Annotated in this window: 22 protein-coding genes; 15 read left to right on the forward strand and 7 right to left on the reverse strand. The window is 62.4% G+C overall.

Features of this window, described 5'->3' with window-relative positions; all coding sequences use genetic code 11:
- Positions 1 to 5: 5 nt before the first annotated feature.
- From PU133_RS04410 to PU133_RS04445, 8 genes are all read left to right on the forward strand, one after another.
- On the forward strand, positions 6 to 725 hold the full coding sequence (locus PU133_RS04410) for an ATP-binding cassette domain-containing protein (RefSeq protein ID WP_404864438.1): 720 nt from the start codon (positions 6 to 8) through the stop codon (positions 723 to 725).
- 228 nt (positions 726 to 953) lie between these two features.
- Positions 954 to 2,390, forward strand: coding sequence for a M48 family metalloprotease (locus PU133_RS04415; RefSeq protein WP_404864439.1), 1,437 nt, complete (start codon positions 954 to 956; stop codon positions 2,388 to 2,390).
- A 193-nt stretch (positions 2,391 to 2,583) separates the two neighbouring features.
- Entirely contained in the window at positions 2,584 to 2,922 is a 339-nt protein-coding gene (gene fdxA, locus PU133_RS04420) for a ferredoxin FdxA (RefSeq protein WP_126008096.1), read from the forward strand.
- A 395-nt stretch (positions 2,923 to 3,317) separates the two neighbouring features.
- Positions 3,318 to 3,902 carry a CarD family transcriptional regulator gene (locus tag PU133_RS04425; RefSeq protein WP_404863657.1) on the forward strand — a complete coding sequence of 195 codons (585 nt, stop codon included), beginning with the start codon at positions 3,318 to 3,320 and terminating at the stop codon, positions 3,900 to 3,902.
- Between the two features lie 154 nt (positions 3,903 to 4,056).
- Positions 4,057 to 4,911 (forward strand): RNA polymerase factor sigma-32, encoded by an 855-nt coding sequence (locus tag PU133_RS04430; protein ID WP_151984113.1) that lies wholly within the window; start codon positions 4,057 to 4,059, stop codon positions 4,909 to 4,911.
- A gap of 113 nt (positions 4,912 to 5,024) precedes the next feature.
- Entirely contained in the window at positions 5,025 to 5,864 is an 840-nt protein-coding gene (locus PU133_RS04435) for an AAA family ATPase (protein WP_404863658.1), read from the forward strand.
- A gap of 9 nt (positions 5,865 to 5,873) precedes the next feature.
- Positions 5,874 to 7,058, forward strand: a complete 1,185-nt coding sequence (locus PU133_RS04440) for a vWA domain-containing protein (RefSeq protein WP_404863659.1) — start codon at positions 5,874 to 5,876, stop codon at positions 7,056 to 7,058.
- A 102-nt stretch (positions 7,059 to 7,160) separates the two neighbouring features.
- Entirely contained in the window at positions 7,161 to 8,618 is a 1,458-nt protein-coding gene (locus PU133_RS04445; RefSeq protein ID WP_404863660.1) for an NAD-dependent succinate-semialdehyde dehydrogenase, read from the forward strand.
- A gap of 12 nt (positions 8,619 to 8,630) precedes the next feature.
- Here the strand turns inward: PU133_RS04445 and PU133_RS04450 are convergent, their stop codons facing one another.
- The 3 genes from PU133_RS04450 to PU133_RS04460 all read right to left on the reverse strand — a co-directional run bounded on the left by PU133_RS04450 (position 8,631) and on the right by PU133_RS04460 (position 12,058).
- Positions 8,631 to 9,224: a histidine phosphatase family protein gene (locus PU133_RS04450; RefSeq protein WP_404863661.1), complete on the reverse strand. Its 594-nt coding sequence runs from the start codon at positions 9,222 to 9,224 to the stop codon at positions 8,631 to 8,633.
- A gap of 91 nt (positions 9,225 to 9,315) precedes the next feature.
- Positions 9,316 to 11,592, reverse strand: coding sequence for a molybdopterin cofactor-binding domain-containing protein (locus PU133_RS04455; protein ID WP_404863662.1), 2,277 nt, complete (start codon positions 11,590 to 11,592; stop codon positions 9,316 to 9,318).
- A gap of 4 nt (positions 11,593 to 11,596) precedes the next feature.
- Positions 11,597 to 12,058, reverse strand: a complete 462-nt coding sequence (locus tag PU133_RS04460) for a (2Fe-2S)-binding protein (protein ID WP_404863663.1) — start codon at positions 12,056 to 12,058, stop codon at positions 11,597 to 11,599.
- Positions 12,059 to 12,229: 171 nt separating this feature from the next.
- Here PU133_RS04460 and ispG point away from each other — a divergent pair, with 171 nt between their 5' ends.
- Positions 12,230 to 13,492, forward strand: a complete 1,263-nt coding sequence (ispG, locus tag PU133_RS04465) for a flavodoxin-dependent (E)-4-hydroxy-3-methylbut-2-enyl-diphosphate synthase (RefSeq protein ID WP_404863664.1) — start codon at positions 12,230 to 12,232, stop codon at positions 13,490 to 13,492.
- A gap of 33 nt (positions 13,493 to 13,525) precedes the next feature.
- Here the strand turns inward: ispG and PU133_RS04470 are convergent, their stop codons facing one another.
- Both PU133_RS04470 and PU133_RS04475 read right to left on the reverse strand, forming a co-directional pair.
- A complete protein-coding gene (locus PU133_RS04470; protein ID WP_404863665.1) occupies positions 13,526 to 16,003 on the reverse strand; it encodes a response regulator in 2,478 nt (825 codons plus the stop codon).
- Between the two features lie 101 nt (positions 16,004 to 16,104).
- Positions 16,105 to 17,025 (reverse strand): polyprenyl synthetase family protein, encoded by a 921-nt coding sequence (locus PU133_RS04475; protein ID WP_404863666.1) that lies wholly within the window; start codon positions 17,023 to 17,025, stop codon positions 16,105 to 16,107.
- A 112-nt stretch (positions 17,026 to 17,137) separates the two neighbouring features.
- Between PU133_RS04475 and PU133_RS04480 the strand changes: the two genes are divergently transcribed.
- The 4 genes from PU133_RS04480 (at position 17,138) to PU133_RS04495 (ending at position 19,513) form a co-directional block, all read left to right on the forward strand.
- The gene (locus PU133_RS04480) at positions 17,138 to 17,884 is read left to right on the forward strand and encodes a biosynthetic peptidoglycan transglycosylase (RefSeq protein WP_404863667.1); all 747 of its coding nucleotides are present in this window, start codon (positions 17,138 to 17,140) and stop codon (positions 17,882 to 17,884) included.
- Positions 17,885 to 17,954: 70 nt separating this feature from the next.
- A complete protein-coding gene (locus PU133_RS04485) occupies positions 17,955 to 18,596 on the forward strand; it encodes a glutathione S-transferase family protein (protein WP_404863668.1) in 642 nt (213 codons plus the stop codon).
- 148 nt (positions 18,597 to 18,744) lie between these two features.
- Positions 18,745 to 18,930, forward strand: a complete 186-nt coding sequence (rpmF, locus tag PU133_RS04490; protein WP_126008123.1) for a 50S ribosomal protein L32 — start codon at positions 18,745 to 18,747, stop codon at positions 18,928 to 18,930.
- Positions 18,931 to 19,099: 169 nt separating this feature from the next.
- Positions 19,100 to 19,513 (forward strand): hypothetical protein, encoded by a 414-nt coding sequence (locus PU133_RS04495; protein WP_404863669.1) that lies wholly within the window; start codon positions 19,100 to 19,102, stop codon positions 19,511 to 19,513.
- 34 nt (positions 19,514 to 19,547) lie between these two features.
- On the opposite strand, the gene PU133_RS04500 is transcribed toward PU133_RS04495, so the two are convergent.
- Positions 19,548 to 19,979, reverse strand: coding sequence for a heme-binding protein (locus PU133_RS04500; RefSeq protein WP_404863670.1), 432 nt, complete (start codon positions 19,977 to 19,979; stop codon positions 19,548 to 19,550).
- A gap of 112 nt (positions 19,980 to 20,091) precedes the next feature.
- The gene (phaR, locus tag PU133_RS04505) at positions 20,092 to 20,688 is read right to left on the reverse strand and encodes a polyhydroxyalkanoate synthesis repressor PhaR (RefSeq protein ID WP_126008129.1); all 597 of its coding nucleotides are present in this window, start codon (positions 20,686 to 20,688) and stop codon (positions 20,092 to 20,094) included.
- A 282-nt stretch (positions 20,689 to 20,970) separates the two neighbouring features.
- Between phaR and PU133_RS04510 the strand changes: the two genes are divergently transcribed.
- Together PU133_RS04510 and PU133_RS04515 are read left to right on the forward strand one after the other, a co-directional pair.
- Positions 20,971 to 22,155, forward strand: a complete 1,185-nt coding sequence (locus PU133_RS04510; protein WP_404863671.1) for an acetyl-CoA C-acetyltransferase — start codon at positions 20,971 to 20,973, stop codon at positions 22,153 to 22,155.
- Positions 22,156 to 22,238: 83 nt separating this feature from the next.
- The gene (locus PU133_RS04515) at positions 22,239 to 22,961 is read left to right on the forward strand and encodes a beta-ketoacyl-ACP reductase (RefSeq protein WP_404863672.1); all 723 of its coding nucleotides are present in this window, start codon (positions 22,239 to 22,241) and stop codon (positions 22,959 to 22,961) included.
- Positions 22,962 to 23,018: the final 57 nt, after the last annotated feature.

Genomic DNA, 23,018 nt, shown 5'->3' on the forward strand with positions numbered 1-23,018 from the left:
GCGGAATGACGTCACCGGCGATCGAATTCGACGATGTCCGCTTCCGCTACGACCGGGGCGCGCTGGAGATGGCTTTCGATACGATGATCCCGGCGGGCAGCATCACGGCCGTCATGGGTCCGTCCGGATCGGGCAAGTCCACCCTGTTTGCGCTTCTGGCAGGGTTCGAGCAGCCGCAGCGGGGTGAAATCCGCATCGGGACTATCGATGTCACGCGGCTGGCGCCGGCCGAACGGCCGATTTCCGTGGTGTTTCAAGACAACAATCTCTTTGCACATCTCGACGTCGCCGCGAACATCGCGCTCGGACAGGGCGCACGCGAGGCCAAAAGCACTGCCGGCAAGGAGCAGGTGTCCGATGCGCTGGCGCGCGTCGGCCTCGGTGGGTTCGAGCGGCGGCGGCCTGCGTCTCTTTCGGGTGGCGAGCGGCAGCGCGTCGCGATGGCGCGTGCACTGGTCCGAGCAAAGCCTGTGCTGTTGCTGGACGAACCTTTTGCCGCGCTCGGACCCGGTCTGCGCGAGGATATGCGGGCGCTGATCGCGAATCTTCACGTCCAGAATGCGTTGACGACGCTGATCATCACCCATCAACCGGAGGATGCGCGCACCATCTGCGACCGCATTCTCTATGTCGAACAAGGCTCGATCCGAGCGAACGAACCGACTGAATCGATGTTCAGACGCGCTGATCTCGCCGGATGGCGGGACTATCTTGGTACAAATTAAGGGGTGCGATCGCCGATCCGGACAAAAATGTCACAGGTCGACCCGCGTCCTTGCGATGGAGCCAAGGTGGGCAAGATCGGCCTTTGAACCGACCTTTTGCTGTTGTAATGCTCCAGTCATCGGCTGGCATCCTGCGGGGCGACGAACCTGTTTCAATCGATTGCACATGGCTGGGGACCGCGTCGGCGGGGTGTAACGACTGCGAGCGGCAAGGCCGTTGCGGCGGTGATGCTGCTTGCCGGACTGGTCGTGCTGTCGGGATGCCAAAGCGTCATCAGCGAGCAGGATACCGTCGTTCTTGCGCCTTCTCAGAACCCGCAGACCGTGGAGCGCCTCGCGCGCAATGATCCGCGGGCGCAGCTGGGTGCGCGTGAGCATCCACGTATCGTCGCGAGCTATGGTGGCGAATATCGCGACCAACGCACTGAACTTCTGCTGGCACGAATCGTCGGGAAACTGACCGAAGTCTCCGAAAATCCGAGCCAGACCTATCGGATCACGGTGCTGAATTCGCCGGCGATCAACGCCTTCGCCCTTCCGGGCGGCTATCTTTACATCACGCGCGGGCTTCTGGCTCTTGCCAACGATGCGGCCGAAGTTGCGGCCGTTTTGTCGCACGAGATGGCGCATGTGACGGCCAATCATGGCATCGAGCGGCAGCAACGCGAAGAGGCCGAGGCGATTGCAGGCCGCGTGGTCTCGGAAGTGTTGTCGGGGGATATTGCCGGGCGCCAGGCACTTGCGCGCGGCCAGTTGCGGCTGGCAGCCTTTTCCCGCAACCAGGAACTCCAGGCGGACGTGATCGGTATTCGGATGCTCGGTGAGGCCGGCTACGATCCGTACGCGGCGGCACGTTTCCTGGAATCCATGGCGTCCTATTCGCGTTTCCGCTCGGCGGAACCGAACGACGACCCGCAAATGGACTTCCTGGCGAGCCACCCCACGGCGCCCCAGCGCATCGAACTCGCCCGTCGTCACGCGCGCGCATTCGGTCCAGAAGGCGTCGGTACGGCGGACCGCGATCTGTTTCTCGATGGCATTTCCGGTCTTCTCTTCGGCGATAGTCCGGAGGAAGGCTATGTCCGTGGGCGAAGCTTCCTGCATCCGAACCTGCGTATTCGTTTCGACGTCCCACAGGGATTCGAAATCGACAACACGGCTGAAGCAGTGCTGGCCACGGGACCGAACGATCTTGCGATTCGCTTCGATGGCGTGGACGATCCCGGCACGCCGCTTGCCGACTACATGCGCAGCGGCTGGGTCACCGGCCTCGACGAAGCGTCGCTTCGACCGCTCACGATCAACGGATTGGAGGCGCTCAGCGCGCGGGCAGCTGCGGATCGCTGGTCGTTCGACGTCACGATCGTCAAGGTCGACGACCAGATCTATCGTTTCCTGACGGCGGCGCCCCGCGGCAGCCGGGAGTTGGACAGTGCCGCGAACGTGCTTAAAACGACGTTCCGCCGCATGACGGCCGGGGAGGCGGTTGCCCTGCAGCCACTCCGCTTGCGCGTCGTGACAGCTGGCGCTTCCGATACGGTCGCGTCGCTCTCCGCACGCATGGAAGGCGACGAGCGCCGCGAGGAACTGTTCCGCCTGATCAACGCGCTTGGACCGACCGGTCAGGTGGCGCCAGGCATGCGGGTCAAGCTCATCACCCAGTAATGCAGGCGACGGCGCCGGTTGGGAGCGGGTATATGCTTTTGCATGGACGGCGCCCAAGAGCATGATTTTGCTCATCTCGGACCTGTCGTAACGCCACGCTTGCAATGGTGGCCGCGCGGCAAAGCGGCATCTTGCAATGGGGCTTCAAAGCCGCTACCCCACCACCACTCACGAAGGACGGCGTGGAGCACGCATGACGTATCTGGTCACCGACAACTGCATCAAATGCAAATATATGGATTGCGTGGAAGTCTGCCCCGTGGACTGTTTCTACGAGGGCGAGAACATGCTCGTCATCCATCCGGACGAGTGCATCGATTGCGGCGTCTGCGAGCCGGAATGCCCGGCTGATGCCATCAAGCCGGACACCGAGCCGGGTCTCGACAAGTGGCTTCAGGTGAACACGGAATTCGCCGAGAAATGGCCGAACATCACGGTCAAGCGCGACTCGCCCGCCGATGCTGCCGAGTTCGACGGCGTGGAAGGCAAATTCGAGAAATACTTCTCCGAAGCGCCTGGCGAGGGCGACTGAGACAATCTGCCGCGCATATGGGCTGTGGATGGCGATTCGCCCCTATCGGCGATTCGGTGTTGGCGCGCCGAACGATCTGTCGTGCATGACCGACCGAGCAAATATTTGATTTCGGGTGATTTTTGTGTTAGATAAGCACAATTGTCGTCATGTGGCGGCAATGCGTCGACCGCAACGACACCACGAAAGAACGTTCCCTGTCTTTTCAGCTGTATAAGATGGCGACCCCGAGTTGGCCAGTGCCAACCTTGTTTCGCGGCGTGGCTGCGTCTCGCAGGTACTCACGACGGAATGAAACGGGATGGACATGATCGTCCATTTCACTGTCCGGCTCGACCGGGCCTCATGCTTGTCCCGGCCAGGCCGGGGCGCGTAACAGGGAGTCTCGAGAACGAATGACAATGCAGAATAAGAAATCCAATCAGCGTCAGGGCTTCAAGACAGGCGAAGCCATCGTCTATCCCGCTCATGGCGTCGGTACGATCGTCGCTATCGAAGAGCAGGAAGTAGCCGGTCACAAGCTCGAGCTTTTCGTCATCGACTTCGAGAAGGACAAGATGCGCCTGAAGGTGCCGGTCGCCAAGGCCATGAGCATCGGAATGCGCAAGCTGTCGGAAACAGATTTCGTCGAGCGCGCTCTCAAGGTCGTGCAGGGCCGTGCGCGCGTCAAGCGCACCATGTGGTCGCGCCGTGCGCAGGAATACGATGCGAAGATCAACTCCGGTGATCTGATCTCGATCGCTGAGGTCGTTCGCGATCTTTATCGTGCCGAGAACCAGCCCGAGCAGTCTTATTCGGAGCGCCAGCTTTATGAAGCGGCACTCGACCGGATGGCCCGCGAGATCGGCGCCGTCAACAAGATGTCCGACACCGAAGCCGTGCGCTTGATCGAGGTCAACCTCAACAAGGGTCCAAAGCGCGGCAAGGCCGTCGACGAGGACGAGGCTCCGGACGAGGCTTCCCAGGACGAAGCAGCCTGATCGGCTCCATCGTTTATTAGATTTCAAAAAAAGCTCGGGCTGCGGCCCGGGCTTTTTTTGTCGCATTCGATCAAATCGCACGAAACATTTGAATGATCCGCAACCTTTGGCTCTGCGTATTGTTTGCAGATAAGCCGACAAAGAGGGTCCGCTGATGGATAGTGCAGCCCGCAGGCATATGGTGAAGGCGGCTATGGCCGCGCCTTATCTCGAACGTGACGAAGAACACCAGCTTGCCGTTCGATGGAAAGAGCAGCAAGACCAGGATGCGTTGCATCGCATCACGACCGCCCATATGCGGCTCGTCATCTCGATGGCATCCAAGTTCCGCAATTTCGGCCTGCCCATGGGCGACCTGATCCAGGAAGGGCATGTGGGCCTTTTGGAGGCTGCGGCGCGGTTCGAGCCGGACCGTGAGGTCCGCTTCTCCACCTACGCGACCTGGTGGATCCGTGCGTCCATTCAGGACTATATCCTCCGCAACTGGTCGATCGTGCGCGGCGGTACCAGCTCTGCCCAGAAGGCACTCTTCTTCAATCTTCGACGTCTACGCGCGCGGCTGTCCCAGGGCAGCGAAATGTTGACCGAGAGCGCGATACACCAGGAGATCGCGACGGCACTCGGCGTTCAGGTCAAAGACGTCGCGGTCATGGATGCCCGCCTTTCGGGCTCCGATACGTCGCTCAACGCACCCGTCGGCGACGGCGATTCCGGCAGCGCCGATCGTGTGGATTTTCTGCGCTGCGACGCGCCGCTGCCGGACGAGCAGGTCTTGCAGTCGATCGACGACGAACGCCGCTCGGCTTGGCTGAAAAGCGCGCTGACGACGCTCAACGCGCGCGAATTGCGCATCATCCGCGAGAGGCGGCTGGCGGAAGAGGGGGCGACATTGGAGTCGCTCGGCTCAGAACTCGGCATTTCCAAGGAGCGCGTGCGGCAGATCGAAAGCCGTGCGCTCGAAAAGCTGCGTCAGGCTTTGTCCCACCAGTTGCCCGCACTTCAGGCTTGAAGGCAGGCGTTTCGTCCGCAGGTCTCCCGACGCAATCGCGGCGGCAAGCTTGACGTCGTGGCTGCCGCCGGGGCACTTACCGGCCCTTGAACGAGCCATGGAGTGGACTTGCGATGCGGTTTGACGGCACGGACGCCTATATTGCGGAAAAGGATCTGACGGTCGCTGTCAATGCGGCGATCGCTCTGCAGAAGCCGCTGCTGGTAAAAGGCGAGCCGGGCACCGGAAAAACCGAACTCGCCCGCCAACTGGCCTCCGCACTCGGTCTCGATCTCCTCGAATGGCATGTGAAGTCGACCACAAAGGCCCAGCAGGGGCTTTACGAGTACGACGCCGTATCGCGGCTGCGCGATAGCCAGCTCGGCGACGACCGCTTCAACGACATCGGCAATTATATTCGTCGAGGCAAGCTGTGGGATGCCTTCGATGCCGACAAGCGCGTCGTGCTTCTGATCGACGAGATCGACAAGGCCGATATCGAGTTTCCGAACGACCTTCTTCAGGAACTCGACCGGATGGAGTTCCACGTCTATGAAACGGGAGAGACGATCCGCGCGCGCCATCGTCCGATCGTCATCATCACGTCCAACAACGAGAAGGAATTGCCGGACGCCTTCCTGCGGCGTTGCTTCTTCCACTTCATCCGCTTTCCCGACATCGAGACGCTGCATCGGATCGTCGAGGTCCATTATCCGGGAATCAAGCAAAATCTGGTGCGCGCGGCGCTGACGCAGTTCTACGAGATCCGCGACGTTCCAGGCCTGAAGAAGAAGCCGTCCACATCGGAAGCGCTCGATTGGATCCGTCTGCTGGTTGCCGACGACGTGGCACCGGAAGATTTGCGCGGCGACGCCAAGAACGCACTTCCGCGCCTGCACGGCGCGCTCCTCAAGAACGAGCAGGACGTCCACCTCTTCGAACGCCTCGCCTTCATGGCGCGGCGTCAGGGTTAGCGCCCGGCCATGTTCCTCCCCTTCTTCCTCGAACTGAAAGCGGAGGGTGTGCCGGTTTCGCTGCGCGAGTATCTTGCGCTGCTCGAAGGGCTGGAGGCGGAGCTCGTCACCTATGACGTCGAGGGCTTCTACTACCTTGCCCGGGCGACGCTGGTGAAGGACGAGCGGTTCATCGATCGGTTCGACCGGGTGTTTGCCCACTCGTTTCGCGGGGTCGAGGCGGTCGCGGGCGAGGAAGGGCCTTCAAGCGTCGCCTTGCCCGAGGAGTGGCTGCGGCGGCTCGCCGAAAATCATCTGAGCGAAGACGAGAAGAAGCTCGTCGGGGCGCTGGGTGGTTTTGAAAAGCTGATGGAGACGCTGAAGCAGCGGCTCGAAGAGCAGAAGGGCCGTCACCAGGGCGGCTCGAAATGGATCGGCACCGCCGGCACCTCACCCTTTGGCGCCTATGGCTATAACCCCGAAGGTGTGCGTATCGGGCAGGATGGCAGCCGGCACCGTCGCGCGGTCAAGGTTTGGGACAAGCGCGATTTTCGCGATCTCGACGACCGGGTGGAGCTCGGCACGCGAAACATCAAGATCGCGCTCAAGCGCCTGCGCCGCTGGGTGCGGGCAGGCGCGGCCGAGGAACTCGATCTCGGTGGCACCATCAAGTCGACCGCCGAACACGGCTATCTCGATGTGCGAACGCGGCCAGAACGGCGCAATGCGATCAAGCTCTTGATGTTCTTTGATGTCGGCGGTTCGATGGACGATCACATCAAGACCGTCGAAGAGCTTTTCTCCGCCGCGCGCGCCGAGTTTCGGCACATGGATTACTTCTACTTTCACAACTGCCTCTATGAAGGTGTGTGGAAGGACAATCGCCGGCGCCACGAGGCCGTGCTGCCCACCTACGATCTCATCCGCACCTATGGTTCCGACTACCGGGTGATCTTCGTTGGCGATGCGGCGATGAGCCCCTACGAGATCGTCTATCCGGGCGGGTCGGTCGAGCACTGGAACAAGGAAGCCGGGCAGGTCTGGCTGGAGCGGGTGCTTGCCCATTTCCCGAAGGCTGCATGGTTAAACCCCACCCCGCAGGCGCATTGGGGTTATACCCAGTCGATCGGGCTGATCCGGCAGATCGTCAACGATCGCATGTTTCCCTTGACGCTTGGCGGGCTCGAAGCGGCAACGCGGGAATTGACGCGCTGAGCCTAAAGTCGTTTGCTCGACGGAACGTGCCTGCTGTGATGCCCGTTTAAAGGATAACAGCCATCACCGAAAATCCACTCAAGAACGGACAGGGAGAGCGTCATGCTGACACGCACGAGCCAGTATCTGAAAGAAGCCAATCTCATCGATGGCGCGTGGGTCGGTGCCGACAGCGGCGAAACCATCGATGTGGTCAATCCGGCGACAGGCCAGCGGATCGGTTCGGTGCCGAAATCGGGCAAGGCTGAAACGCGCCGCGCCATCGACGCTGCGCATACGGCGTTTCTCGAATACCGCAAGACCTCGGCTGCCGAACGCGCCAAGCTGATGCGCGCGCTTCACGATGCCATCATGGACAACCAGGATGCGCTCGCCGAACTGCTCACCATGGAGCAAGGCAAGCCACTGGCCGAGGCCAAGGGCGAGGTCGGCATGTCGGCCAGCTACATTCTCTGGTACGCGGAAGAGGCGCGCCGGGTCTATGGCGACACGGTTCCTTCCTCATGGGCCGACCGTCGCATGATGGTGATCAAGCAGCCGGTCGGTGTCGTTGCGGCCATCACGCCGTGGAACTTCCCGTCCTCGATGCTCGCCCGCAAGATCGGCCCGGCCTTGGCAACCGGTTGCACGAGCGTCGTCAAGCCGGCAACCGCCACCCCCTATTCGGGCATCGCCTGGGGCGTTCTCGCCGAAGAGGCCGGCTTCCCGAAAGGCGTGATCAACGTGGTCACCGGCGGTTCGGGCGATATCGGTGGCGAGCTGACGTCGAACGAGAAGGTGCGCAAGATCACGTTCACCGGCTCGACCGAAGTCGGCCGCAAGCTGCTCGCGCAATCGGCGGAAACGGTGAAGAAGGTGTCGATGGAGCTTGGCGGCAACGCGCCGTTCCTCGTCTTCGACGATGCCGATCTCGACCGTGCTGTCGACGGCGCCATCGCGGCGAAGTTCCGAAACACGGGCCAGACCTGCGTGTGCACCAATCGCTTCATCGTCCAGTCGGGCATCCATGACCGCTTCGTCGAGAAGCTGGCGGAGAAGGCGGCTGCGCTGAAGGTCGGCAACGGTCTCGATGACGGCACCACCCAAGGACCGTTGATCGACAAGGACCAGCTCGAAACGGTCGAAAAGTTCGTTGCCGACGCCAGGGAAAAGGGCGGCAAGATCCTGACCGGTGGCGAACGCCATGAACTCGGCGGTAATTTCTACAAGCCGACCGTGATTTCAGGCGCGACAAAGGAAATGCGCTTCACCAAGGAAGAGATCTTTGGCCCCGTCGCACCGGTCTACAAGTTCGAGACGGAGGAGGAAGGCGTCGCTCTGGCCAACGACACGATCTTCGGCCTCGCCGCATATTTTTACACGCAGGATCTCGGCCGCGCGTTTCGCGTTATGGAGGGGCTGGAATACGGCCTCGTCGGCGTCAACGAGGGCGTCATCACTGCGGTGGAAGCGCCCTTCGGCGGGGTCAAGCAGTCGGGTCTCGGCAAGGAGGGCGGTCATCAGGGGATCGAGGAATACCTCGAGAGCAAGTATGTCTGCCTGGGCGGTCTCGGCTTCTAGGAGCGGAAAGCGTCAGTTCAGAAGAATGCGTCCTACCACGGCCGGCCTGTCCGACCCTTCGGGAACCGGACCGACGATCACTGCCTCGCCGTCGCGCGGGGTAGTGCCCGTCAGGGCCTGCACGACGCCGCCATGGGTGATGAAGAGCTGATTTCCGGGACCCCTGAAACCGTTGATGCGAGCGATGATGGCATCAAGCTGCTCTTCTTCGCTCATCTCGGTCTGGCCCAGAGGATCCAGTTCCTCGAGCACCTCGACGCTGTATGAGCCGAAGGCGAGATCGGCGGTCTCCTGGGTGCGGCAGTACTCGCTGCTATAGATGCCGTTGATCGTCACGGCGCGGGCGGCGAAGCGCGTTCCCTGACGCCGCGCCTGGGTGCGGCCGCGGTCGGACAAAACCGCCTGCGTTGCGCAATCCTGAGGATCGACTTCGGAGGCGTCTCCGCCAAGCGTCTGCGCATGCTGGAGCAAGATCGTGTACCCGCCATTGGACAGGCGCACCCAAGCCGCTTCAGTGGCCAGTGCGGGGCCGGAAGCGATTGCCGATCCGGCGACCACGGCTATGGCTACTGCGGAGCCGGCGATAACGTTTCTGAGCTTTTTCATCCTGAACTATATCTAGGTGTAACGCCCCGGGATGTCAGCCCTTGATGTCGTGTATGAGCCGGCATGCGCCGAAATGCGCCATCTTGTCTTCTCAGACGAATGTCACGTCATGTGTGAAGGGCATGCGTCGAAGGCGCTCACCCGTCAGCGCAAAGATGGCGTTGCCCAGTGCGGCGGTCACGGGTGGTGTGCTCGGTTCGCCTGCGCCTCCCATGCGCGGGGCGTTCTGCAGGATCTCGACATGAATGGCCGGGCAGCGATCAATGCGCAGCGCATCGAAATCGTGGAAGTTGCTCTGCTGCACGCGGCCTTCGCTGAGCGTGATTTCCTGGCCGAGCGCGGCTGATAGGCCGAAGACGATGCCGGACATCATCTGCGCTTCGAAGATGCCTGGATCCAGGACCGTGCCCGGGTCTGCCGCGCACCAGACATTCTCAACGCGGATGCCGCGATCATCGCGCGAGATTTCAACCACCTCGGCGACCCAGGTGCCGAAGGACAGCGTGAAGGCGAGGCCGCGCGCCCGTCCTTCCGCCGGCTGCGATCGCCAATCGGACATGTCGGCGACCTTCTCGAGAAGCGCGGTCGCGACCGGGTAGGGCGCCATTAGCTTCAAGCGGTATTCGAGCGGATCCATGCCGCTTGAGGCTGCCAGTTCGTCCATGAAGCACTCATGGAAAAAGCCGTTGATGGAATTGCCGACCGAACGCCAGATGCCCACCGGGACGCCGATATCGGCCTTGACGCCGGCGACGCGGTAATTGGCGATGGCATAGGGCTGGTTAAAGGCTCCGTCGACAATGCTCTTGTCCGGTCCAGGCAAGCTGATCGACGGATAGAAGCGTGATGCCATGGGCGAAAAGATCGGCGGGGCGGCCACCACGATGTCCAAGGCCTCCGGCAGACCATCGGCGCCGAGTGCCGCGCGCAGCCGTCCGGTCGCGGCCGGGCGATAATAGTCGTGGGCGATGTCTTCCTCGCGCGTCCAGATCACTTTGACCGGCCGGTCGCCTGTTTCGCGCGCAATAAGGGCCGCGTAGACGGCGACATCCGGCTCGACGCGGCGGCCGAAGCCCCCTCCGAGCGAGGTCGTGTTGACCGTGCAGTCGGCTGTCGGGATGCCGAGCGCTGCGGCTGCGACGGCCTGAATGAGGTTGGGCGCCTGGTTCGGAAGCCCGAGGTCGAGCTTGCCGTCCGCAAAGCGCGCTGTGGCATTCATGGGCTCCATGGCGGCATGGGCGAGATAGGGCACATGGTATTCCGCCTCGACGATGCGGTCGCGGGCATGGTCGGCGAACACAATGTCCGTATCGCCATCGTCGCGCATCACATCGCGTGATCCGGTGCCGACGGCCGCCGCCAGAAGTTCGCTGACAGCCGCATCATCCAGGGTCGAGTTCGGCTTTTCCCATTCCACCGCAACGGCATCGGCCGCCATGAAGGCGCGCCAGGTATTGTCGGCAATCACTGCGAAACCGCGTCCGAGTCGGTGATCAATCTCGATAATAGAATGGACGCCGCGCATCTGCCGGGCAGCCTCGGTGTCGAGCGCAAGCACGCCGCCGCCGAAATGCGGATTGATCCGCACCGTGGCGTGAAGCATGTCGGGCTGGGCGACATCGACGCCAAATATCGGCGCGCCGGTGACCTTGGCGCGCATATCCGTGCGCGGCTGCGACTTGCCGAGCAGTTTCCAGTCCTCAGGCGCGCGAAGCGCGATGTTGCGCGAGACAGGTGCCTCAGCTGCTTCAGCGGCGAGTGCGCCGTAGGACAAGGTTTCGCCATTGGCGGGATTGCGTACCGATCCGGCATCCGTCTCGAGATCCGCCGGCTGGACGCCCCAGCGGGTCGCTGCAGCCTGTTTCAAAGCCTCACGCGCGGTGGCGCCGCCTTGGCGCATCTTCTCGAACGCATCGACGGTGGATGACGAGCCGCCCGTCACGTGAAGCGCCAGGAACTTGCCGGCAATCCCGACGCCGGAGCGGGCGATGGTCGCGATCGTCGACTCGTCATAGGTCGGGAATGGCAGGCCGTCTTCCAGCATCGCGATATTGGCATAGGCCTCGGACGCTGGCCCATGCTCGACAACGACACTCTCCAGAGACACGTCGAGTTCTTCGGCCACCAGCGCGGCAAGCGTGGTGCTGACGCCCTGGCCCATCTCCGCGCGTGGCACGAAGATCGTGATCGTCTCGTTAGGGGCGATCGTCAGATAGGGATTGAAGACGGCTTCTCCGTCATCGGCGCGCGCCGCCAGCGGATTGTCGGGCGGGCGCCGGTAGGCGTATGCGCCGACCGCGAGCCCGCCGGCGATCGCGGCCGTGCCGATGAGGAAAGTGCGCCGTGCGATCTTGCCGACCGATGCCATGGGCTCAGCTCCGCGCTGACTGTGTGGATGCCGCTCGCTTGATGGCGGCCCGTATGCGCGGATAGGTGCCGCAGCGGCAGAGGTTGCCGGACATCGCTTCGTCGATGTCCGCATCACTCGGCGCGGGATTGGACGCGAGCAGCGCTGTGGCCGACATGATCTGCCCGGCCTGGCAATAGCCGCATTGTGCGACCTGCTCTGCGATCCAGGCTTCCTGCACGGCCGTCAGGACGCCGTCACCCGAAAGCCCGTCGATGGTCGTGACTGCGCCTTCGACATATTGCACAGGCAGGGCGCAGGACCGTTCCGGCACGCCATCGATCAGCACCGTACAGGCGCCGCAGGCGCCGATGCCGCAGCCGAATTTCGGGCCCATCATGCCCAGTTCATCGCGCAGCACCCAGAGCAGCGGCATGTCGCCTTCGATGTCGAGCGAATGGCGTTGGCCGTTGACCGTCAATTCCATGGGAGTTCTCCGTCGCGGCTTGAAGCCTTGTCACAGGTAACGTCGGGTCGTTACGTTCACAAGGCAAGTGCGGCTTTCCAGCGCGAAGTGACGTTGACAATGAAGCGGTGCTATATCACCTGAAGCCAGCCGGTGGGCTCGCCTATCGGTCCATCGTTTGAAGGACGCGCCATGCTCGATCGCAGCCCGAATTCGGCTCAATCCTACCTGACGGCCCCGCTCTCCCGGCGCGCTTCGATCGCGGTGGATGTCGGCGGCGTCATCGTCGGTGGCGGCGCGCCGGTGGTTGTCCAGTCCATGACGAACACCGATACGGCCGATATCGACGCAACGGTCGCCCAAGTCGCCGCGCTGAACCGCGCGGGATCGGAGATCGTTCGAATCACGGTCGACCGGCCGGAAAGTGCTGCCGCCGTGCCGCGCATTCGCGAGCGTCTCGATCGCCTCGGCATCGACGTGCCGCTCGTCGGCGACTTCCATTATATCGGCCACACGCTTCTCGCCGATCATCCCGATTGCGCCGCGGCGCTCGCCAAATATCGCATCAATCCCGGCAATGTCGGTTTCAAGGACAAGCGCGACCGGCAGTTCACGCAGATCATCGAGCAGGCGATCCGTTACGACAAGCCGGTTCGCATCGGTGTGAACTGGGGCTCGCTCGATCAGGAACTGCTGACGCGCCTGATGGACGAGAACCAGGTCAAGGGCTCGCCCATGACGGCGCGCGAGGTGACGCGCGAGGCGATCATCCAGTCGGCACTTTTGTCGGCCGAGCTCGCCGAGGAAATCGGCCTGCCGCGCAACCGCATCATCCTGTCGGCAAAGGTCAGCCAGGTGCAGGATCTGATCGCCGTCAATCTCGAGCTTGCCCTGCGCACGAACCACGCGCTGCATCTCGGCCTGACCGAAGCAGGCATGGGATCCAAGGGCATCGTCGCCTCGGCGGCGGCCATGGGCATCGTGCTTCAGCAGGGTGTCGGCGACACGATCCGCATTTCGCTGACGCCGGAGCCGAATGGCGATCGCACGCGCGAGGTGATCGTTGCGCAGGAACTGCTGCAGACCATGGGCTTCCGCCAGTTCCTGCCGGTGGTCGCCGCATGCCCGGGCTGCGGGCGTACGACATCGACCGTCTTCCAGGAGCTTGCCCAGACGATCGAGGGCGATCTCAGACGCAACATGCCGGTCTGGCGCGACCGTTATCCGGGGGTCGAGAACCTGCAAGTCGCGGTCATGGGGTGCATCGTCAACGGCCCGGGTGAGTCCAAGCACGCCGACATCGGCATCTCCTTGCCGGGAACGGGCGAAAGCCCCGCTGCGCCGGTCTTCATCGACGGCAAGAAGGCCAAGACGCTGCGCGGTCCGAACATCGCCCAGGATTTCCAGGCGTTGGTCGCAGATTATATCGAGCAGCGCTTCGGCCGTTCAGCCTGAGCACGTTATCTCGGCTTAGTCGAGAGCGGCTGATCAGGCGCGCCGCAGTTCGCTCAGCTCTGCGAGCCAGTGATTGACCTTGGTGGCCAGCATGTCCGGTGAAATCGGCTTCGACATGTAGTCGTCCATGCCAACTTCCAGGCACTTCTCCCGGTCCCCCTTCAGCGCATGCGCCGTGATGCCGACGATCGGCGTGCGCGAGAGGCCAAGCTGCAATTCACGTCGGCGGATTGCTGCGGTCGCCTCGTGGCCGTTCATTTCCGGCATGGATACATCCATCAGGATCAGCGAGGGACGCAGCGCTTCCCACTGCATCAGCGCCAGGCGGCCGTTGCCCACGATTTTGAAGGCGTAGGGCAATTCCTGCAGCGCCTGCGTGAAGACGATCTGGTTCACCTCGTTGTCTTCGGCGACGAGAATATCGATTTGGTCCGTGTTGGTACGCGGGGCTTTCTGCCGCGTCTCCGGCATGGACTGTGAAACTTGTTGCACGGGTTTCGGTGCCGGTATCTTGGGCTCGACTTGTGCCTGTCTCTCGCACACCACGGGCGTTGGCCTGGCAACGCCGCTGCGCGCGGCCTGGATGACGCTGGTCGCCGTTTCGAGCAGCAGCGAGGAGCGGGTCGGCTTGTTCAGATGCGCCTCGATGCCGAGTTCGCGCACGAAACGCATCTGCGTGTGCTGGTCCACAGACGAGAGCACGAGGATAGGAATATCGGCCAAATGCGTGTCGCCCCGCAGGCGGCGGGCGACATCGCCACCATTCATCTCAGGCATCTGATAGTCGAGCACGATCAGGTCGACCTTGGCACCGAGCGATCGGGCCTCCTGCAGGAACGCGATACCGGCCGGGCCGCTTTCGACCGCCACGCAGTCGAAATGCCAGCTCTGGAACTGCTCGATCAGGATGTCCCGGTTGATCGCGTTGTCCTCGATGATCAAAACGCCCGCGCCGCTCAGGTCCGTGGGCAGGATGCGCTGCGGCTTGGCGCCCTCCGCTTCGTGGATCGGTAACTCGATGGCAAAGGAGAAGCTCGATCCACGGCCGTAGGTGGACGCCACCGCAATGTCGCCGCCCATGAGGTTGATAAGGCGGCGCGCGATCGCGAGGCCGAGGCCCGTGCCTTCGTGCCGGCGCGTCGAGGATGCGTCGACTTGACTGAACTTGTCGAAGATCGTGTCGAGCTTGTCGGCTGGGATGCCGATGCCCGTATCTTCGATCGTGAAGGCGATTTTGACATTGCCTTCACTCACCGTGCCGGAGACGTCGACGAGGACATGGCCCGCTTCGGTGAACTTGACAGCATTGCCGACGAGGTTGGTCAGCACCTGACGCAGACGGCCGACATCGCCGACAAGCATGGCCGGAAGATCGGGCTGCACCCGCACGATCAATTCGAGGTCTTTTTCGGAAACGCGGCCGGAAACCAGCGTCGCCACGTCTTCGACCGTCTCGGCCAGGCTGAAGGGCGCAGGGTCGAGCTCGATCTGGTTCGCGTCGATTTTCGAGAAATCCAGAATGTCGTTGATGATCGTCAGCAATGCGTTGCCGGATTTGACGATGACATCGGTGAAGGTGCGTTGCTTCGCCGTGAGGTCCGTCTTAGCCAGAAGCTCCGCCATCCCGAGAACGCCGTTCATCGGCGTGCGAATTTCGTGGCTCATATTGGCGAGAAACTCCGACTTCGCGCGGTCTGCGGCAAGCGCCTGGACCATGGCGCGATCGGTTTCCTTCTGCTTCGCCGAAAGCCGCTTGACGATGCGCTGCACGGCAAAATCCATCGGGATGAAGACGAGGAACAGCAGAGCCAGCAGCGCCGCGATGGTGATCAACAGGAATTGCTGCAGCGTATTGCCCTGATGGCGCGACAGTCGCTCGAGATAGGAGCGGACTTCGATCTGCGCCTTCAGATTGGTGACGGAGACATTGTTGTCGTAGAGCGAGAAGATTTCGCGCGCGGTCCAGTGCATGTCGAATTTCGAACGGGCGCTCTCGACCCGCGTGCGGTCCAGCATCAGCCGGTAGTGCTGAAAGGGATCGCGGGCCGACATATAGGGTGATGCGTTGATGATCCGCGTCTGCAGGGTAGCTGGCGCAGCACTCCAATAGGCTTCCAGGCCACGCATTTCAGCCTCGGCCTTGTCGAGCCGAAAGCGCAACGCAGCCTTCACCGGCTGGACATCGGGATCGACCGGCTGTGCGGCCAGTCGTTCGCGTCGCTCGGCAAGCGTCATGGCCCGAAGCGCGGGTGACAGGCGGGGGCGTTCGGACGGAAAGCGCTGCGCGACGGTCTCGGAATAGGTGGCAAGATCTGCCATCTCCACATCGAGCTGGGCGAATTGTTCGCCGAGCGCCCCGATGCGGTTGATGTCGATCACCTGCTCGCGCTGCTGCAGAAAGAAATAGAAGCAGATGACGCCGATCAGCACCAGGGACAGGACGTAGCAGCACCGCAGGCTCCAGGCCCAGCGGTTGCTTCCGAAGATGCCGATCGAACTGATCTTCGCCATTGATGTCTTTGTGCCCAGCCCGTTGTTGCCCCGCAGCAAACATCGTCGGTCAGGGTTAAGAAAGCGTGCGTTGCCCGGAGGCAGGCCGGAACGCGATGGTCTCAGTTCCGGCGGTTGGCGATAAAACCGGCCGCCTGGCGCAGCAGCTCGGCGCGGTCGCCGAAGGGTTCCAGCAGTTCCACCGCCGCGTCGACAAGACCCCGGAGCTGGGTATGTGCCCATTCCGCGCCATGCAGGCTGACGAGCGTCGCCTTGCCCCGATCGGCGTCCTTGCCCGTTGCCTTGCCCATGACGGCTTCGTCGGCCGTCAGGTCGAGAAGATCGTCGGCGAGCTGGAAGGCAAGCCCGATCGCTTCCCCGAACCGCGACAGCCGTTCGCGGTCGTCCGGCGTGGCTCCGCACACGATGGCGCCGGCCTCGCAGGCGAAGCGCAGCAACGCACCGGTCTTCATGGCCTGGAGCGTGACGATCTCTTCTTCCGAAAGGTGTCTGTTCTCTGATGCGAGATCGATCATCTGTCCGCCGACCATGCCGCCGAAGCCGGCCGCTCGGGAAAGCGCGCTGACAAGCGCCACGCTCCGTTCGGGTGCAAGGTTGGTCGACGGGTCCGTGACCATGTCGAAGGCAAGCGTCAGCAGCGCATCGCCGGCGAGGATCGCGGTCGCCTCGTCATAGGCGATGTGAAGCGTGGGTCGTCCACGTCGCAGCGCATCGTCGTCCATGGCGGGCAGGTCGTCATGCACGAGCGAATAGGTGTGGATGCACTCGAGCGCCGCCGCCACGTCGAGCGCAGCCGCCTCGGTGTCTGTATCGGGCATGAAGAGAGCGGCCGCTTCCATGACGAGGAACGGCCGGATGCGCTTTCCACCACCAAGCAGCGCATAGCGCATGGCCGAGAGGATGCGCGGTGGCAGCACGATCTCTCCCGGGCGCGGCGTTCCGTCCAGCCGATCGGCCAGTCGTCGCTCGACGAGCGTTGCGCGGGCGGCCAGTTGGCTTTCGAAATCGAAGGGCAGATCCATGGCGCCCTCTTGGCATGGGCCGGGCCTCATCGGCAACGATTTCCTGAAAGCAGTGGCAATGCTCCGGCTGCGAAGCTATGGAGACATCGAGACGGCAGAAGGATAGGCGGCCTTGTCGCAGCGGCACCGGCATTTCGGTGAGAACTTTGAAACGAAACCACGCGGCCGCCGCAAACGGGCGGGCATCGGCCGCTGGATCGGGAGGCTGTTCCTCCTTGGCGTCTTCCTTCTCATCCTCCCCTATCTCCTGATCCTGCTTTACCGCATAGAGATCGTTCGACCCTGGTCGACGCTGATGGCCTATGGCCTCGTCACGGGCCAGGGCGTCGAGCGCACTTGGGTTCCCTTCGAAGATGTGGCGCCGGTGCTCGTTCAATCGGTGATGATGTCGGAAGACGGCCAGTTCTGCGCCCATGACGGCATCGACTGGGAGGCGCTGAACAAGGTGATCGACGGCGCGCTGGAAGGGGAATCGACCCGCGGCGCGAGCACGATCCCGATGCAGACTGCGAAGAACCTCTTCCTGTGGCCGGGTCGGTCCTTCGTGCGCAAGGCGCTCGAAGTGCCGCTCGCCATGGCTTCGGATTACATCTGGCCGAAGCAGCGAATGATGGAAATCTATCTCAACATCGCCGAATGGGCGCCGGGTGTTTATGGCATCGAGGCGGCGGCACAGCATCATTTCGGCGTATCGGCTGCCAATCTGAACGCCAGCCAATCCGCGCTCCTGGCCGTATCGCTGCCCAATCCCCACCAGCGCAATGCCGGTTCTCCGGGCGATGGATTGCGGCGACTGGCCGGCAACATCGAAGGGCGCGCGCGGCAGTCCGGCGCCTATATCACCTGTCTTTATGGATAGATGACGCGATCTGACTGGTGCGACCGAACCTCGACGCTATAGGTTCGCCGCCAGTCGTCGGAGAGCCCCCATGTCCCGCCTCACCCTGTTCATCGCCAACAAGACCTATTCATCCTGGTCGTTTCGCCCATGGCTTGCGATGCGTATGGCCGGGATCGAGTTCGACGAGGAACTGGTCCCATTCAGCGACGGCGGCACCAACCCGGCGTTTCGGGCATTCTCTCCCACAGGGAAGGTGCCTGTGTTGCGTGACGGCGACCTCGTCATCTGGGAAACTTTGGCGATCCTCGAATATCTGGCGGAAACGCACTCGGCGCTCTGGCCTGCGGACACGTCAGCTCGCGCCCGGGCACGGGCTATTTCCTCGGAGATGCATGCGGGTTTCCAGGCGCTGCGCAACGAATGCCCAATGAACATGCGGCGTCCGCAGCGCGCCATTCCCATCAGCGCGGCGGCGCAAGCAGATGTCGCGCGCATCACCGACATTTGGACTTCGGCGCTGGCGCAATCCCGGGGGCCTTTTCTCTACGGGGAATTTTCTGCGGCAGACGCGATGTTCGCGCCGGTGGTCAACCGCTTCGACGTGTATGCATTGACCGAGAATGCCGAAATTCTGGCCTATATGGAGCGGATGAAGGCGCTGCCTCCCTACCAGGAGTGGGCGGATGCGAGCCGCCAAGAGCCGTGGGTGGTGGCAGAAGAAGAACACTGAGGCGTTTCGTCAAAAAAATGCCGTGGCCGCTGGTCAAACGGCTGCCGACACTGTATGAACCCGCCAAATTTCCGAATTCGGCAACGTCTGTCTTCGACGATCAGTCGAGCAATCAGGCGTTTCTTGTCGCCCGCGAATGGAGTGAACCATGGCTGTACCTAAAAGAAAAACGACGCCGTCCAAGCGCGGCATGCGTCGTTCGGCAGATGCTATCAAGGCCCCGACCTATGTCGAGGACAAGAATTCCGGCGAACTGCGCCGCCCGCACCACGTCGACCTCAAGACCGGCATGTACCGCGGTCGCCAGGTTCTGACGCCGAAGGAAAGCGCATAAGCGCTTGTCCGGCGGTCACAACGGATCGCCGTTTCGATCAGTTTTTGCGAAAGGCTGGCTTGCGCCGGCCTTTTTCTGTTGCGGATGCGTGTATCGCGCTCATCATGAGGTGACGAATCCGCTGCCGAGGCGCAGGAGCGCCTGCCGATAGACTTGGACGGAGACCGCCGTGCTAACCGCATTCCCCCTGATGATCGTTCCATTTGTCCTCTACAACATCGCGATGTTCGGCATCGTCGGCTTTGGAGGGCCGGAATGGCTGGCAAGCGAGGTGACGAGCCTGCAAATGGTGTCAGGTGCGATCTGGACGCTCAGCTTCGGCGATCTGATCATCATCATCGCGCTGGTGATGCTGTTTGCCGAAATCGTCAAGGCAACGCGCACCGGACCGTTCCAGATCGTCGACCATCTCCTGTCGCTGGTCGTCTTTCTCGTTTTCCTGATCGAATTTCTGCTGTTTCAGAGCGCTGCGACGGATGTGTTCTTCATCCTGACCGCGATCGCGTTCGTCGACGTGGCGGCCGGCTTCACTGTCGCGCTGCGCAGCGCATCGCGCGACGTATCGATCGGTCTCGGCCGCTAGACTGACCAGCGGCCGAAGAGGCGATCTTGGCGCGCTAGTCCTTCTGCGCGACGAGGCCCGCGGCCTCGATGCCGGCAACGGCTACCGTCTCGTCGTTGTCGGCGGTATCGCCGGAGATCCCGACTGCGCCGAGGATGGTGCCTTTCTTGTCCTTGATCAGCACGCCACCAGGCACCGGCAGGATCTTGCCGTCGGAGATGCCGACCATGCCCGTCAGGAAGTGGGGCCGGGTCGCGGCCTGGTCATGCAGCCAGCGCGAGCCCGAGCCGACCGACAGCGCGCCATAGGCCTTGCCGGCACCCATGTCGAAACGCAGCATCGACGCGCCGTCCTGGCGCTGAAACGCCTTCACATGTCCGCCCGCATCCAGAACCACGACGCCGAGCGGCTTCAGTCCCATTTCCTTGGCCTGTGCGAGCGCGCCGGTGATGATGCGATTGGCCTTGGCCAGCGGTAGGTCGGTCATCGGTAAGTGTTCACTTTCATTTCAATTGGGTTTGCCTCAGTGGATGCCAGAGCACACGGGATGCCAAGCCTTCCGCAGGCGAAACAGTTGTTCCATGAAGCGCTAAAGCGGCTCACTCGCCCATGCGGTCGAGCTTCTCCTGAAGGGCGCGCAGCTGATCCTTGAGCTCGTTCAAGTCACGATTGTCGCCGGTCTTCTTGCGTTCGCCTTCTGCGCTCGCTTCCTTCGCCGTGGCGTTGAAGGGCGAGAACATGCGCATTGCCTGCTGGAAGATCTCGGTATTGCGGCGAACCTGCTCCTCGGCCATCTGCATGGGGATCTGCATGTTGCGCGCCATCGGATTGTCGCCGAACGCCTTCGTCATCTGCTCGCGCATCTGGCCCTGCTGCGACGTGAAGGCCTGCATGGTCTGCTCGAGATAGGTCGGCACGACCATCTGCATCTGATCGCCGTAAAACCCGATGAGCTGGCGCAGGAAAGAGACGGGAAGCAAGGTGTTTCCGGTCTTCGATTCCTGTTCGAAGATGATTTGCGTAAGGACCGAATGGGTGATGTCGTCGCCGGATTTGGCGTCCTGGACGATGAAGTCCTCGCCATTCTTCACCATGACCGCGAGATCATCGAGAGTGACATAGGTGCTCGTGCCGGTGTTGTAGAGACGCCGGTTCGCATATTTCTTGATGATGATGTCACCGTCTTTTTTGGCCATGCTCTCCCCTTACAACCAAAATCGAACCGGCAGCCATACTGCTGGATGCAAACTGTAGGCGATATGCCGCGCCGTTGACAAATGCTTTGTGCGATGCGGCGAACCTTCTTCTGCTGCGCCGCAGCACGGTGTGCCTCGTGGTCTTATATGCGGGCCAAGAGAGGCCAAGACGGATTTGACTTGAGGCGGTAGGTCGGTCAGTTTCTCTGGCAAAGGACGCTGCGGCAGCTCCATTGGCTGCGCGGCAAAGAAAAGCACTCGCAAAACGGGATTTTCATCATCATGGCTTCCGCACAATCGATCGTCATCGCCAGCGCCGCGCGCACGGCAGTCGGCTCTTTCAATGGTTCATTCGCCTCGGTGCCTGCACATGAACTGGGTGCGGTTGCCATCAAGGGCGCGCTGGAACGCGCGGGCGTCGATCCCAAAGAAGTGAATGAGGTCATCCTCGGCCAGATCCTGACGGCGGGGCAGGGCCAGAACCCGGCTCGCCAGGCCGCCATGGGCGCCGGCATCCCGCAGGAGGCGACCGCCTGGGGCCTCAACCAGCTGTGCGGATCCGGCTTGCGCGCCGTTGCAATCGGCATGCAGCAGATCGCCACCGGCGATGCCGACATCATCGTTGCCGGCGGGCAGGAATCCATGTCGATGGCACCGCATTGCGCGCATTTGCGCGGTGGCGTGAAGATGGGCGACTTCAAGATGGTCGACACCATGATCAAGGACGGCCTGATGGATGCCTTCTACGGCTACCACATGGGCAATACGGCCGAGAACGTCGCCCGCCAGTGGCAACTTTCGCGCGACGACCAGGATGCCTTTGCCGTCGCGTCGCAGAACAAGGCGGAAGCTGCGCAGCAGGCCGGCCGCTTCAAGGACGAGATCGTGCCGTTCACCGTCAAGGGCCGCAAGGGTGATACCGTCGTCGATCAGGACGAGTATATCCGCGCCGGCGCGACGCTCGAAGGCATGCAGAAGCTGAAGCCCGCCTTCGACAAGGAAGGCACGGTCACCGCCGGCAACGCGTCCGGCATCAATGATGGCGCTGCCGCTGCCGTGCTGATGAGCGAAGGCGAGGCGTCCCGCCGCGGCATTACGCCGATGGCGCGGATTGTTTCCTGGGCCACGGCCGGCGTCGATCCGCAGATCATGGGCACCGGCCCGATCCCCGCTTCCCGCAAGGCGCTGGAACGTGCCGGCTGGAAGATCGACGATCTCGATCTCGTGGAAGCCAACGAGGCTTTCGCTGCCCAGGCCTGCGCGGTCAACAAGGACCTTGGCTGGAACCCGGAAATCGTCAACGTCAATGGCGGTGCGATCGCCATCGGTCACCCGGTCGGGGCATCGGGCGCACGCATCCTCAACACGCTGCTGTTCGAGATGGCACGGCGCGACGCAAAGAAGGGCCTCGCCACGCTCTGCATCGGCGGCGGCATGGGTGTCGCCATGTGCCTCGAGCGCCTCTGATACAGCAAGTTTGACCTGAGCGAGGGGGCCGACAGAGCCCCCGGCTCCCATGAATTTTCAGTGCATCGGGAGGATGGCAGAGAATGGCACGAGTAGCATTGGTGACGGGTGGTTCGCGCGGAATCGGCGCGGCGATTTCCAAGGCATTGAAGGATGCGGGCTATACGGTCGCCGCGACCTATGCCGGCAATGACGAGAAGGCTGCGGCCTTCAAGGAAGAGACTGGCATTGCCGTCTTCAAGTGGGACGTATCGAGCTACGACGCTTGCAAGGAAGGCATCGCCAAGGTCGAGGCCGAAGTGGGCCCAATCGACGTGCTCGTCAACAATGCCGGCATCACCCGTGATGCCATGTTCCACAAGATGACGCCTGACATGTGGAACGAGGTGATCAACACCAACCTGACCGGCCTGTTCAACATGACCCATCCAGTTTGGACGGGCATGCGCGACCGCAAGTTCGGCCGCGTGATCAACATCTCGTCGATCAACGGCCAGAAGGGCCAGATGGGCCAGGCGAATTATTCCGCAGCGAAGGCCGGCGATCTCGGCTTCACCAAGGCCCTTGCGCAGGAGGGCGCGCGCGCCGGCATCACGGTCAACGCCATCTGCCCCGGCTATATCGCCACCGAAATGGTCATGGCCGTGCCGGAAAAGGTGCGGGACTCAATCATCGCGCAGATCCCGGCGGGCAGGCTCGGCGAGCCTGAGGAGATTGCGCGCTGCGTCGTCTTCCTGGCATCGGACCAAGCTGGTTTCCTCAACGGCTCCACCATTTCCGCCAATGGCGGTCAGTTCTTCGTCTGATCGGGCTCCGGGGCGCGCATTTTCGAGCTCTGTGGTGAAATAATCCATCCGAAACGG

The sequence above is a fragment of the Georhizobium sp. MAB10 genome (assembly GCF_045012825.1).
GTDB lineage: Bacteria > Pseudomonadota > Alphaproteobacteria > Rhizobiales > Rhizobiaceae > Georhizobium > Georhizobium profundi.